General features: G+C 68.2%; 11 protein-coding genes and 1 riboswitch. Of the genes, 4 read left to right on the top strand and 7 right to left on the bottom strand.

Annotation, left to right across the window (positions count from 1 at the left end):
• Positions 1–18 precede the first annotated feature (18 nt).
• The gene (locus A5663_RS21365; RefSeq protein ID WP_068153728.1) at positions 19–2,652 is read right to left on the bottom strand and encodes an FHA domain-containing protein; all 2,634 of its coding nucleotides are present in this window, start codon (positions 2,650–2,652) and stop codon (positions 19–21) included.
• 102 nt (positions 2,653–2,754) lie between these two features.
• Here A5663_RS21365 and A5663_RS21360 point away from each other — a divergent pair, with 102 nt between their 5' ends.
• Positions 2,755–3,228 (top strand): hypothetical protein, encoded by a 474-nt coding sequence (locus A5663_RS21360; RefSeq protein ID WP_156744598.1) that lies wholly within the window; start codon positions 2,755–2,757, stop codon positions 3,226–3,228.
• Here A5663_RS21360 and A5663_RS21355 read toward each other — a convergent pair.
• The gene (locus tag A5663_RS21355) at positions 3,195–4,418 is read right to left on the bottom strand and encodes an NADH:flavin oxidoreductase (RefSeq protein WP_068153748.1); all 1,224 of its coding nucleotides are present in this window, start codon (positions 4,416–4,418) and stop codon (positions 3,195–3,197) included. The two genes, A5663_RS21360 and A5663_RS21355, sit on opposite strands and share 34 nt — an antisense overlap.
• A 39-nt stretch (positions 4,419–4,457) precedes the next feature.
• On the opposite strand from A5663_RS21355, the gene A5663_RS21350 reads away from it, so the two are divergent.
• Positions 4,458–5,315 carry a bifunctional methylenetetrahydrofolate dehydrogenase/methenyltetrahydrofolate cyclohydrolase gene (locus A5663_RS21350; protein ID WP_197503517.1) on the top strand — a complete coding sequence of 286 codons (858 nt, stop codon included), beginning with the start codon at positions 4,458–4,460 and terminating at the stop codon, positions 5,313–5,315.
• The gene (locus A5663_RS21345; protein WP_068153726.1) at positions 5,312–5,605 is read left to right on the top strand and encodes a DUF3017 domain-containing protein; all 294 of its coding nucleotides are present in this window, start codon (positions 5,312–5,314) and stop codon (positions 5,603–5,605) included. Before A5663_RS21350 ends, A5663_RS21345 begins: the two co-directional genes overlap by 4 nt.
• Before the next feature lie 4 nt (positions 5,606–5,609).
• On the opposite strand, the gene A5663_RS21340 is transcribed toward A5663_RS21345, so the two are convergent.
• Genes A5663_RS21340 through A5663_RS21325 form a run of 4 tightly spaced genes read right to left on the bottom strand, consistent with a single transcriptional unit; the run spans position 5,610 to position 9,634 of the window.
• Positions 5,610–6,362, bottom strand: a complete 753-nt coding sequence (locus tag A5663_RS21340) for a ZIP family metal transporter (protein WP_068153725.1) — start codon at positions 6,360–6,362, stop codon at positions 5,610–5,612.
• A gap of 27 nt (positions 6,363–6,389) precedes the next feature.
• Entirely contained in the window at positions 6,390–7,121 is a 732-nt protein-coding gene (locus tag A5663_RS21335) for a class I SAM-dependent methyltransferase (protein WP_068153724.1), read from the bottom strand.
• Between the two features lie 18 nt (positions 7,122–7,139).
• On the bottom strand, positions 7,140–8,273 hold the full coding sequence (locus tag A5663_RS21330) for a homoserine O-acetyltransferase (RefSeq protein WP_068153723.1): 1,134 nt from the start codon (positions 8,271–8,273) through the stop codon (positions 7,140–7,142).
• Positions 8,273–9,634, bottom strand: coding sequence for a bifunctional o-acetylhomoserine/o-acetylserine sulfhydrylase (locus A5663_RS21325; RefSeq protein WP_068153722.1), 1,362 nt, complete (start codon positions 9,632–9,634; stop codon positions 8,273–8,275). The genes A5663_RS21330 and A5663_RS21325 overlap by 1 nt, the downstream gene beginning before the upstream one ends.
• A 25-nt stretch (positions 9,635–9,659) precedes the next feature.
• Positions 9,660–9,783: riboswitch (SAM riboswitch) on the bottom strand.
• Between the two features lie 143 nt (positions 9,784–9,926).
• Between A5663_RS21325 and A5663_RS21320 the strand changes: the two genes are divergently transcribed.
• Positions 9,927–12,182, top strand: coding sequence for an NADP-dependent isocitrate dehydrogenase (locus tag A5663_RS21320; protein ID WP_068153721.1), 2,256 nt, complete (start codon positions 9,927–9,929; stop codon positions 12,180–12,182).
• On the opposite strand, the gene A5663_RS21315 is transcribed toward A5663_RS21320, so the two are convergent.
• Entirely contained in the window at positions 12,179–13,027 is an 849-nt protein-coding gene (locus A5663_RS21315) for an alpha/beta fold hydrolase (RefSeq protein ID WP_068153720.1), read from the bottom strand. The two genes, A5663_RS21320 and A5663_RS21315, sit on opposite strands and share 4 nt — an antisense overlap.
• Positions 13,028–13,063 lie beyond the last annotated feature (36 nt).

Here is a 13,063-nt window from a genome sequence, read left to right as displayed (position 1 = left end):
GCCGCGCACAACTGTGCGCTAGGTGCTGCTGAGCCGGATCCGCCAGCGCACGAAAGCCGTGTAGCCGATGCAGATCAACGCGAGCATCGCCATGTCGAACAGCCATGTTCCCGACGTGTGCTCCCAGTGCCGGTCGTTGGGAGTCAACGGGCCGGGCACCAACCGGATCAGGTCGATCGTCGAGGCCGAAGCGGCGAAACCCCACCGCGCAGGCGTGAACCACGACATCTGGTCGAGCACCACGCGGTCCGTCACCGGGATCATCCCGCCGGAGAACACCAACTGCGACATGATCGCGACCACCAGCAGCGGCATGATCTGTTCGTTGGACCGCGCCAGCGCCGAGAGCGCCAGCCCGACCATCGCCGCGGCCACCGTCGTGACCGCGATGTCGACGAACAACTCGATGCTGCGGTTGCCGATCAGGGAACCCGACTCGACGGCGCCCGGACCCCAGCCCTTACCGATGATCGCGATCGCCGTGACGATCGCCGACTGCACGATCGCGAACAGCGTGAACACGAACACCTTCGCCAAAAGGTATGCGGTCGTTGACAATCCGACCGCCTGCTCGCGACGGAAGATCGCCCGTTCGCCGATCAGGGCCCGGATCGTCAGCGCGGTGCCCATGAAGATCGCGCCCACGTTGAGCATGACGAGGATCTGCCCGGGCTCGTTGGGTGCCGCCCCGCCCTGCATCGCGGTCACCGGCACGCCGAACCCGACGTCGCCGGGCACCGACAGCGACAGCACGCCCATGATGAACGGCAACAGCATCAGGAACGCGAAGTAGCCGCGATCCGAGATCACCAGCCGCACCTGGCGGCGTGCGATCGTGGAGAACTGGCGCCGCACGCTGGTGCTGGTCGGCGTCCCGAGGTCCGACGGCGCCTCGGCGGCCGGCGGCGGCGGCGGCGGTCCGTGCTGGGCGAGGAACCGCTTGTTGGCGCCGTCCGGGTCGCCCGCCACCGAGCTGAAGATGTCCGCCCAGTTGGTGGTGCCCATCGACGGCCCGATCTGGTCGGGTGGGCCGTAGAACGCCGTCTTGCCGCCGGGCGCCAACAGCAGCACCTGGTCGCAGACGTCGAGATAGGTCAGCGAGTGCGTGACCACCAGCACCACGCGACCGGCGTCAGCCAGCTGCCGCAGCATCGTCATGACCTGGCGGTCCAGCGCCGGGTCCAGGCCGGAGGTGGGCTCGTCGAGGATCAGCAGCGACGGGCCGGTCAGCAGTTCCAGCGCCACCGAGGCGCGCTTGCGCTGGCCGCCGGACAGCTTGTCGACCCGGGTCTCGAGGTGCTTGGTCATCTCGAGTTCCTCGAGCACCTGCATGACGACCTGCTCGCGGTCCTCCCGGGTGGTGTCGGGAGGCAACCGCAGTTCGGCGGCGTACATCAGCGCCTGCTTGACGGTCAGCTGGCCGTGCACCACGTCGTCCTGCGGCACCATCCCGATCCGGGAGCGCAGCGACGCGTACTCGGCGTGGATGTTGTGGCCTTCGAAGGTCACGGTGCCCGTCGTCGGATGCGTGTAACCCGCGACCAGGCGGGCGAACGTGGACTTGCCGGCGCCTGATGGCCCGATGACGGCCGTGAGCGTGCCCGGCCGCGCAGCGATCGAGATGTTGTCCAGCAGCGTCTTGTTGTTCTCGATCGTCCACGTGACGCCGTGCACCTCGAGGCCCCCGGTGCGGGTCGCGGCCTCGGTCTCGGTGCGGCGGATCAGGGTGCCGCCGGAGAAGACCAGGTCGATGTTGCCGATCGTGACCGTGTCACCGTCGTGCAGCAGCGCGGAGTCCACCCGAGCACCGTTGACGAACGTGCCGTTGATGCTGCGGTTGTCCTGGATCTCGGTGCCGTCGGCGGTCGGCACCAGGGTCGCGTGATGGCGCGAGGCCAGGACGTCGGGCACCACGATGTCGTTGTCGGTCGCGCGGCCGATCTTGATTGCGCCGGGCACGTTGTCCGCAGGCCTGCTCGGCCGCAGGATCTTGAGCATGCTCGTCGCGAGGTTGTCGCTCGAGCGCGGCGCGGCGGTCGGGCCCATCATGGTCGCCGACTCGATCCCCGGCGCCGACATCGGCTGCGAGATCTGCGCCGGGCGCACGGGTTGCGGGGTGCTCGGCGGACCCGGCCGCTGCGCCGGTTGCGGAGCGCTCGGGTAGCGGTGCGGCGGGGGCGGGCTCGGATACGGCGGTTGGGAGCGCGGCGGACCCTGCGGCGGCGCGTAGGACCGCGGGGGCTGCGGCGCCGCCGTATGTGGTTGCACGGTGGGATGGTTTGCGGCCGGCCGCTGCGTGGAGATCGGCACCGCCATGGTCGGCGTCCGGCCCACCGCGCCCTGATGGCGACCCACCTCGAACGTCAGGCGCGGGCCGTCGGGATTGCCGATGTTGACGGTCTGGCCGTCCTGGATGTCGACGGTGGGCACCCGGCGGTTGTTGACGTACATCCCGTTGAGGCTGCCGTTGTCGATCGCGACCCAACGGCCCTGATCGAAGCGCAACACCAGATGCGCCCGCGAGATCAGCGGATGGGCGATGCGAACATCGGCGCGGAGGTCTCGGCCGATGACGACATCGTTTCCCGCTGCGAAGGTCCGGGTCGATCCGTCGTACCGAACGGTCAGCGCGGGTGGGGCGGGTCGGCTCATCGGAGCCGGCCGCCGGCGACATTGGACATCGCCGCCAACTCTAACGGTAGGAAAGGCCGCCGCGACGGCGGTCCTGGGCGCCGAGTCGCGAAAGTTCGCCGCTTGCCCGGCGAGTCGCGCGCCAACGGCGCCGGATCGTGGTCACCATTGGGCATGGTGTCTCGGGCGCCTCTCCTGGTTGTCGGCATTGTCGTCCTGTGCATCGCGGCGGCGTTGCTGGCGCCGACGGTCGATGCGCAAGGTAACGCGATCGCGATCGACGACCGCGGGTTCGTCGACACGCAAGCCCGCTGCGAAGCGCCCGCCGCAACGGTGGCGCTGGGCCGGACCGAAAGTGCGCTGGTCGCGATCTGCAAAGAGAGCGGCGGCTACGAGTACCGCGGCGTGCGGATGCGCGACGACGCGTTGCTCACCGCCAAGGCCACCAAGACCGGCGACGGAGTGTTCACCGCCGAGAACGACGGCGCCACCTACACATTCTCGGCGAAGGAACTCGCGGTCTCGTCGGGGGAGCGGGTCGTCCACTCCGAGCCGATGGTCGCCTACGTCGAGCCGAGGCCCGCCGCGAACGGCTGATAGTTGTCGGGTGCACCCGTCAACACGCAGCGGGTGTGGCTGTAGATCGTCGGCATGCACTTGTTGCAGTGGTCGCAGATCGCCCGGACGGAACGGTCGGCCTGAATACGGTTGAGCAGGTCGGGTTCGGCGAGCAGGGCCCGGCCCATCGCGACGAAGTCGAAGCCCTCGGCCATCGCGAGGTCCATCGTGTCGCGGTTCGTGATGCCGCCCAGCAGGATCAGCGGCAGCTTCAGTTCGGCGCGGAACAGCTTGGCGTCGCGCAGCAGGAACGCCTCGCGGTAGGGATACTCGCGGAGGAACTTCTTGCCGGTCATCCGGATGCCCCACCGCAGCGGCGGTTTGAACGCGCCGGCGAACTCCTTGACCGGGGCGTCGCCGCGGAACAGGTACATGGGGTTGACCAGGGAGCTGCCCGCGGTCAGCTCGATGGCGTCGAGCCCGCCGTCCTCCTCGAGCCACTTCGCGGTCTGCAGTGACTCTTCGATGCTGATGCCGCCCCGAACACCGTCGGCCATGGTGAGCTTCGCGGTCACCGCGATCGGGTTGCCCTCCTTCTCGACCGCGCGTCGCACGGCCGTCACGACGCCGCGGGCCACCTTCGCGCGGTTCTCCAGCGAGCCGCCGAACTCGTCGGTGCGGCGGTTGAGCAGCGGGCTCAGGAAGGAGCTGGCCAGATAGTTGTGGCCGAGGTGAATCTCGACCGCGTCGAAGCCGGATTCGATCGCCAGGCGGGCGGCGTTGGCGTGCGCCTCGGTGACCTCGCGGATGTCCTCGCGAGTGGCCTTCTTGGCGAACCGCATCGATATTGGGTTGAAGAAGCGCACGGGTGCCAGCGCTCTGGCCTTGTTCGTCCGCGAGTTCGCGACCGGGCCGGCGTGGCCGATCTGTGCGCTGATCGCCGCGCCTTCGGCGTGGACGGCTTCGGTGAGCCGCTTCAGCCCCGGTACGGCCTCCGGGCGCATCCAGATCTGCCAACCGTCGGTGCGCCCACCGGGCGCCACGGCGCAGTACGCCACGGTCGTCATGCCGACCCCGCCCGCGGCCGGCAGCCGGTGGTAGTTGATCAGATCGTCGGTGACGAGCGCGTTCGGCGTCGACGCCTCGAACGTCGCCGCCTTGATGATCCGGTTGCGCAGCGTCACCGGGCCGAGCTTGGCCGGGGTGAACACATCGGGCTGGGTGTTCATATACGGAGCCTGCCACATCGACGTGCCAGACTGACACCCGTGGGAGCGATCACTCTGAACGGCAAGGCAACGCGCGACGAGATCTTCGTCGACCTGAAGGAGCGGGTCGCGGCACTGACCGCAGCGGGACGCACACCGGGCCTGGGCACCGTGCTCGTCGGCGACGATCCCGGCTCGCACGCTTACGTGCGCGGCAAGCACGCCGACTGCGCGAAGGTCGGCATCAACTCGATCCGGCGCGACCTGCCCGCCGACATCAGCCAGGCCAAGCTCGACGAGACCATCGACGAACTCAACGCCAATCCGGAGTGCACCGGCTACATCGTGCAGTTGCCGTTGCCCAAGCACCTCAACGAGAACGCCGCCCTGGAGCGGGTGGATCCGGGCAAGGACGCCGACGGTCTGCATCCGACGAACCTCGGCCGGCTGGTGCTCAACGAACCGGCGCCGCTGCCCTGCACCCCGCGCGGGATCGTGCATCTGCTGCGCCGCTACGAGGTCGAGATCGCCGGTGCGCAGGTCGTCGTCATCGGCCGCGGGGTGACCGTCGGGCGCCCGCTCGGGCTGCTGCTGACCCGGCGCTCGGAGAACGCGACAGTGACGTTGTGCCACACCGCAACTCGGCATCTGCCCGAGCTCGCCCGCGAAGCCGACATCATCATCGCCGCCGCGGGCATGCCGCACATGGTGACGGCTGAGATGGTGCGTCCCGGCGCGGCCGTGATCGACGTCGGTGTCAGTCGCGACGACGACGGCAAGCTCGTCGGCGACGTGCATCCCGACGTCTGGGACGTCGCCGGCCACGTGTCGCCGAACCCTGGCGGCGTCGGGCCCCTGACCCGAGCGTTCCTGCTGACGAACGTCGTCGAGCGCGCGGAGGCACTGGCCGCGACGTGACCCCGAAGGAGTTCGCGCGCAAGGTCTTCGCGCGCCAGTGGCCGTTCTGGTCGGTCGGCCTGACTTTCCTGGTCGCGTTGGTGCTGGTGGTGGCCGGCTACTGGCGGCGCGGCGCGCTGGTGATCGCGATCGGAGTCGGCGTCGCCGCTGGGCTGCGGCTGCTGTTGAGCGACGAGCGTGCGGGCCTGCTCGCGGTGCGCAGCCGGGGGGTCGATTTCGTCACCACCGCGGCGGTCAGCGCGACGATGTTCTACATCGCCTGGACCATCGACCCCTTGGGCACCAGTTAGCGGCTCAGGCGAGCCGTCCGATCGCGAACGCGGTCAAGAAGCCGACCGCCGTGATCACCCCGGTCAGGATGTGGGCCTCTTCGAAGGCCTCGGGCACCATCGTGTCCGCGATCATCGCCAGGATCGCTCCGGCGGCGACGGCGGTGATCACCGCGACCAGAAACGGCGATGCGCCGGCCAGCAGCACATACCCCAGCATCGCCGAGATGCCGCTGATCACCGCGATCCCGATCCACACTCCGAACACGTAACGCGCGGAGCGACCGGCCCGTTTCATCCCGGCGGCGCTCGACAGCCCTTCGGGAAGGTTCGAGATGAACACCGCGGCCAGCACCGGCAGCCCGACGCCCTGACCGCCGAGCAGCGAGATGCCCAGCACGACCGACTCCGGTACGCCGTCGAGCAGGGCTCCGATCGCGATCGCGGCGCCGCTTCCGTTCTCCTGCTCCTCTGTCGGCTGCCGGTCATGTGAACGTTTGCGATGTTTCGCGCCGTGGCGGGCCAGCGCGGCGTTGGCGACGACGTAGGCCACCGCCCCGCCGAGGAAGCCGAGTGCGGTGGCCAGCAGGCCGCCGGTGTGTTCGGCTTCGTCCATCAGGTCGAAGGCCAGCGCGGAGATCAGCACGCCGGCGCCGAACGCCATGACACCGGCGACCACTCGCACCCGAACCTTCACCGCCCAGCCGATCAGCGCACCGACCACCAGCGCCGCGCCGGCCACCAGCCCCCACCAGCCGGCCTCAAGCCATCCCGGCATGACCGTCCTCTCGCGTCGGTAATGAAGTCAGGCCAGCACAGCGCGGATGCACACCGTGACGTACGGCAGCGCAAGGCCGGTGGAATTGGCCAGCGCGGGATGGGTGGCCAGCAGTTCACGCACCCGGTCCAGCGTTCTGGTGCGCACCTTCTCCGGCGAGGTGATGCAGTAGCTGCGGGATGCGACCAGGTCGATGAGCGCCTGCGGGGTCAGGTAACTGGTCCACTCGACCTGGTGGCGCTCGACCGCGGTGAACGGCGAAGGCAGCGTCACGGTGGCGTTGAACGGATCGTCCTCGTGGCCGATGATGCGGCCCAGGTCCTTGACCCAGCCCAACCGCTCGTCGCGGGTGTTCCACACCAGCCCGAGCCGGCCGCCCGGCCGCAACACCCGCGCGACCTCCTTGATCGCGCGCTCGGGGTCGAACCAGTGCCAGGCCTGGGCGACGAGCACCGCGTCCACGCTGTCGTCCGGCAGCGGAATTTCCTCGGCGGTGCCCAGCAGCGCGGGGGTGTCGGGCAGCGACGTGCTCAGCAGCTCCAGCATCTCCGGGATCGGGTCCACGGCGACGACGTCCAGGCCGCGCTCCACCAGGCGGGTGGTCAGCTTGCCCGTGCCGGCGCCGAGATCGAGCACCGTGGCGGCGGCTGCCGGCAGCAGCCAGTCGATCGCCTCCGGCGGATACGACGGCCTGCCACGCTCGTAGGCCGCTGCTTCCGCACCGAACGACAGCGAGCGGTCCTGGCCCGAGCGGGTCACCGCGCCGTCATTTCGCCGTCATCCTGCTGCCAGCCCCAGTGTGTGCCGGATCAGCTTGTACACCGCGTCGGTCTCCACCAGGAAGCCGTCGTGCCCGTAGACCGACTCCACGACGTCGAGACCCGCACAGCCGGGCAGCAACTCGGCCAGCTCCTCCTGCAACCGCAGCGGGTACAGCCGGTCCGAGGTGATGCCGCCGACCACTGCGGGCACCGGGCACCCGCGCAACGCCGCCTCGACGCCGCCGCGGCCGCGGCCGACGTCGTGACTGGACAGCGAATCGGTGAGCGTGACGTAGGTGCCGGCGTCGAAGCGGGAGACGAGCTTTCGGCCCTGGTGCTCGAGGTAGCTCTGGACCGCGTAGCGGCCGCCGTCGCCGGGGTCTTCGCCGTCTTGCGGATCGTTGGCGAACCGGGTGTCGAGTTCGTTCTCGCCGCGGTATGTCAGGTGGGCGAACCGGCGGGCGATCTCCATGCCGAGGTCGGGCGAGAGGCCGGTGCCGTGGTAGTCGCCGTTCTGCCAGTTCGGGTCGGCCTTGATGGCGGCGATCTGCGAACTCTGGGTGCCGATCTGATCGGCGGTGGCGCGCGCGCCGACGGCGAGCACCAGTCCCGCGCGCACCTTGTCCGGATGGCCGACCATCCACTCGAGCGCCCTGGCGCCGCCCATCGAGCCGCCGACGACCGCGGCGACCTCGGTGATGCCGAGCGCCGCCAACGCCGCGATATCAGCCTCGACCTGGTCTCGAATGGAGACGACGGGGAACCGCGAGCCCCACGCCTTACCGTCAGGGTGCGGTGAGCTCGGGCCGGTCGAGCCGCGGCAACCGCCGAGCACGTTGGTCGCCACCGCGCACCAGCGGTCGGTGTCGATCGGACCGCCCGGTCCGGCGACGCCATCCCACCAGCCCGCCGTCGGATGGTCCGGACCCGCGGGCCCGGTGATGTGCGAGTCACCGGTCAGCGCGTGCAGCACGACCACCACGTTGTCGCGCTGCGGCGACAACTCGCCCCAGCGCTGAACGGCGATCGACACATCGTCGATGACCGAACCGTTCTCCAGTGTCAGCGGTCCGATGTCGACGACGCCGACCTCACCTTCGGCGGGCAGATTCAGGACTGGCACCTCAGCTTCCAGATCAAAGATTGTCATCAGAATGCCGCCGCCGCGTTCGGATCGGTCGATCCTGCGGTGCTGAACCGCTTGGCGGCGGCGAAGCCCTGATCCAGGTCGGCGAGGATGTCGTCGATGCCCTCGATGCCAACCGCCAGGCGCACCAGGCCGGGGGTGACACCGCTGGCCAACTGCTCTTCGGGCGACAGCTGCGCGTGCGTCGTCGACGCCGGATGGATCACCAGCGACCGCACGTCGCCGATGTTGGCGACGTGGCTGTGCAGCGTCAGCGCGTTGACGAAGGCCTTGCCCGCGTCGACGCCGCCGGCGAGCTCGAAGGCCAGCACAGCACCGGTTCCCTTGGGCGCCAGCTTCTTTCCGAGCTCGTACCACGGGGACGACGGCAGCCCGGCGTAGTTCACCGAGATGACGTCCTCGTGGCCGGCCAGGTACTCGGCGACCTGCTGCGCGTTCGCCACATGCCGTTCGACGCGCAGGCTCAACGTCTCCAGTCCCTGGGCGACCAGGAAGGCGTTGAACGGGGATGCCGCCGAGCCGAGGTCGCGCAGCAGCTGCACCCGCGCCTTGAGCGCGAAGGCCAGCGGACCGAGTTCGGCGAACACCACGCCGTGGTAGCTGGGGTCCGGTTCGGTGAAGCCGGGGAACTTCCCGTTGGTCCAGTCGAACGTGCCGCCGTCGACGATGACGCCCGCGATCGCCGCGCCGTGCCCGCCGAGGTACTTGGTGGCCGAGTGCACGACGATGTCGGCGCCGTGGCGCAGCGGCTGGATCAGGTACGGCGTGGCGATGGTGTTGTCGACGATCAGCGGCACCCCGGCGTCGTGGGCGACGGCGGCGACGGTGGGGATGTCGAGCACGTCGATCTTCGGGTTGGAGATCGTCTCGGCGAAGAACGCCTTGGTGTTCGGCTGCACAGCCTGGCGCCAGGAGTCCGGGTCGTCGGGGTCCTCGACGAAGCTGACCTCGATGCCGATCTTGGCCAGCGTGTAGTGGAACAGGTTGTACGTGCCCCCGTACAGCCGCGGGGAGGACACGATGTGATCGCCCGCGTGGGCCAGGTTGAGGATCGCGAAGTGCTCGGCGGCCTGACCGGAGGCCAGGAACAGCGCGGCGACACCGCCCTCGAGGGCGGCGATGCGCTGCTCGACGACGTCCTGCGTCGGATTCATGATCCGGGTGTAGATGTTGCCCGGTTCGGCCAGCCCGAACAGCGCTGCCGCGTGCTCGGTGCTGTTGAACGTGTACGACGTCGTCTGGTAGATCGGCAACGCCCGCGCATTCGTCGCCACGTCCGGGCGCTGGCCGGCGTGGACCTGCTTGGTTTCGAAGGCCCAGTTCTGGCTGGGGTCTGCTGGCGCGCTCACGGAACGGCCCTCCATCTGTGTCAGGGGGCCCGTCAGCACGGACCCGCGCTTGCCGGCAACCGCTCGCTAGCGGCTACTCAACCTGGTTCATCACCCGGGGCACCCCACCGCGGTTGGAGGGTTGCCGACCAGCAAGCCGGGGCTTGTCGCTGGCACTCATGACCGAGCAGAAGCGTATCGCACGTCATCGCCGGGAGGCCAGCAAGGGGGAACTGACCGATGCTCCGATGTTCGGGGCAATACTGGTAGGCGACTGATCACCTGAACTGACCGAGGCCTGACCGAAACCGAGCCGGGAGACCACCGCATGACTGCCGAGCAGCCGACCATCATCTACACGCTGACCGACGAGGCGCCGCTGCTGGCGACCTATGCGTTCCTGCCGATCATCCGCACCTTCACCGAGCCGGCGGGCATCGACGTCGAGACGAGCGACATCTCCGTCGCGGCGCGCATCCTCGCCGAGTTCTCCGACCGCCTGACAGACGAGCAGCGCGTCCCCGACAACCTCGCCGAGTTGGGGGAGCTCACCCAGAAGCCGGACACCAACATCATCAAGCTGCCGAACATCAGCGCTTCGGTGCCCCAGCTGCTGGCGGCGATCAAGGAGTTGAAGGCGAAGGGTTACGACCTGCCGGACTACCCCGGGGAGCCGAAGAACGACGAAGAGAAGGAGATCAAGGAGCGCTACGCGAAGGTGCTCGGCAGCGCGGTGAATCCGATTCTGCGGCAAGGCAACTCGGACCGGCGCGCGCCGAAGGCGGTCAAGGAGTACGCCCGTAAGCACCCGCACAGCATGGGCGACTGGTCGCAGGCGTCGCGCACGCACGTGGCGACCATGAAGGGCGGCGACTTCTACCACGGCGAGAAGTCGATGACGCTGGACAAGGACCGCAAGGTCAAGATGGTGCTCGAGACGAAATCGGGCGAGACGAAGGTGCTCAAGCCGGAGGTGGCGCTCGAGGAGGGCGACGTCATCGACAGCATGTTCATGAGCCGAAAGGCCTTGTGCCAGTTCTTCGAAGAGCAGATCGAAGACGCCTACAAGACCGGCGTCATGTTCTCGCTGCACGTCAAGGCCACGATGATGAAGGTGTCACACCCGATCGTGTTCGGGCACGCGGTGAAGGTCTTTTACAAGGACGCGTTCGCCAAGCATCAGAAGGTGCTCGACGAACTGGGCGTGAACGTCAACAACGGGATGTCCGACCTGTACGACAAGATCGAGGCGCTGCCGGCGTCGCAACGCGAAGAGATCGTGCAGGACATCCACGCCGTGCACGAGCACCGGCCCGAACTGGCGATGGTGGATTCCGCGCGCGGCATCACCAATTTCCACTCGCCCAGCGATGTGATCGTCGACGCATCGATGCCGGCGATGATCCGGCTCGGCGGAAAGATGTACGGCGCCGACGGGCGGACCAAGGACACCAAGGCGGTCAACCCCGAATCGACGTTCAGCCGGATCTATCAGGAGATGGTGAACTTCTGTAAGACCCACGGCCAGTTCGATCCGACGACCATGGGCACCGTGCCCAACGTCGGGCTGATGGCGCAGAAGGCCGAGGAGTACGGCAGCCACGACAAGACCTTCGAAATTCCCGAGGACGGCGTCGCCAACATCGTCGACGTCGACACCGGCGAGGTGCTGCTGAGCCAGGACGTCGAAACCGGCGACATCTGGCGCATGCCCGTCGTCAAGGACGCCGCGATCCAGGACTGGGTGAAGCTGGCCGTGACCAGGGCGCGCGCGTCGGGGATGACCGCGCTGTTCTGGCTCGACACCGAGCGCCCGCACGAAGTCGAGCTACGCAAGAAGGTCAAGGAGTACCTCAAGGAGCACGACACCGAGGGCCTGCACATCCAGATCATGCCGCAGGTGTGGGCGATGCGGTACACGCTCGAACGGCTGATCCGCGGACAGGACACCATCGCGGTGACGGGCAACATCCTGCGCGACTACCTGACCGACCTGTTCCCGATTCTCGAGTTGGGGACCAGCGCGAAGATGCTCTCGATCGTCCCGCTGATGGCCGGCGGCGGCATGTACGAGACCGGCGCGGGCGGTTCGGCACCCAAGCACGTCCATCAGCTGGTCGAGGAGAACCACCTGCGGTGGGACTCGCTGGGCGAGTTCCTCGCTCTCGGAGCGTGTTTCGAGGACATCGGCCGCAAGACCGAGAACAAGCGCGCTGTGCTGCTGGGCAAGACGCTGGACTCGGCCATCGGAAAGCTGTTGGACAACAACAAGAGTCCGTCGCGCAAGACCGGCGAGTTGGACAACCGCGGCAGCCAGTTCTACCTGGCGATGTACTGGGCGCAGGAACTCGCCGAGCAGGACGACGACAAGGAACTGGCCGACCACTTCGCGTCGCTGGCCAAGTCGTTGGCCGACAACGAGGACGCGATCGTGTCCGAGCTCAACGAGGTGCAGGGCGATTCGGTCGACATCGGCGGCTACTACTACCCCGACCGTGACAAGACGACCGCGGTGATGCGGCCGAGCAAGACGCTGAACTCGGTGCTCGAAGGGGCGACCGAGCAGCCGGTGACGGAGGATTAGCCGCCGAGCGCCTCTCTGGGCGGATCCTGCCGGCTTGGCGCTGCGTACCGGTCGACGAAGCCGAGGATCACGTCGGCCACCTGCTGTGGTGCCTCGAACATCGGGATGTGTCCGACACCGTCGAGGTGGGTGACCTCGGTGCTCGACGGCAGCTGGTCGGTGAAGTGGCGGGTGAACCTCGGATGCGGCAGCACCCGATCCTTCTCGCAGATCACCAGATGGGTCGGGCAGGAGCCCTCGGCCAGCTCCAGCAGTCCGGGCATCAGCAGCGCCTTGACCAGCAGCTGGTAGTACGCCGGGCAGTGGGTGACGTCGTCGATGATGTCGGCGAGATCTTCTTCTGGCAGGCGATCCGGGCTGGCACTCACGGGGAAGTGGGCCAGGTAGCGGGTGAACGGCAACTTCAGCACGCGTTGACCGAACACCAGCGTGAACAGCCAGACCGGCAGGCCGGCCACGAACTTGCCGACGATCTCGAACTTCGCTGGCGTGTACCGGCTCCACCCACCCGCGGGGGCGATACCGGTCAGCGTGCGGGCCCGGCCCCGGCGCTCCAACTCGAACGCCACCCATCCGCCGAGCGAATTGCCGACGATGTGGGCGGTGTCCCAGCCGAGCGCGTCGAGCCGACGTTCCACGTCATCGGCGAGTTCTGCGGTGTCCAGGAAGTAGTGGCCCTTCACCCCGCCGTTGTGTCCCGGCATGGTGGGCGCGAACACCTCGTACCGGCCGGTGTCGGCGATCAGCGGAACGACTTTCTTCCACACGTTCTGCGACATCATGAACGGGTGTAGCAACAGCATCGGCTCGCCGGAGCCCTGGTGGATCGGTGCGCGCTCGCTCATCAGCCCGACACTAAGGTGATACCGGCGGTACTGCAA

Source organism: Mycobacterium sp. E740 (assembly GCF_001672895.1).
Lineage (GTDB): Bacteria > Actinomycetota > Actinomycetes > Mycobacteriales > Mycobacteriaceae > Mycobacterium.
This window is presented reverse-complemented; position numbering and strand designations above follow the sequence as displayed.

Coding starts and splice junctions, on each gene's coding strand:
- A5663_RS21325 (WP_068153722.1), bottom strand. CDS start 9,634: ATGGAGGGCCGTTCCGTGAGCGCGCCAGCAGACCCCAGCCAGAACTGG.
- A5663_RS21365 (WP_068153728.1), bottom strand. CDS start 2,652: ATGAGCCGACCCGCCCCACCCGCGCTGACCGTTCGGTACGACGGATCG.
- A5663_RS21330 (WP_068153723.1), bottom strand. CDS start 8,273: ATGACAATCTTTGATCTGGAAGCTGAGGTGCCAGTCCTGAATCTGCCC.
- A5663_RS21355 (WP_068153748.1), bottom strand. CDS start 4,418: ATGAACACCCAGCCCGATGTGTTCACCCCGGCCAAGCTCGGCCCGGTG.
- A5663_RS21340 (WP_068153725.1), bottom strand. CDS start 6,362: ATGCCGGGATGGCTTGAGGCCGGCTGGTGGGGGCTGGTGGCCGGCGCG.
- A5663_RS21320 (WP_068153721.1), top strand. CDS start 9,927: ATGACTGCCGAGCAGCCGACCATCATCTACACGCTGACCGACGAGGCG.
- A5663_RS21315 (WP_068153720.1), bottom strand. CDS start 13,027: ATGAGCGAGCGCGCACCGATCCACCAGGGCTCCGGCGAGCCGATGCTG.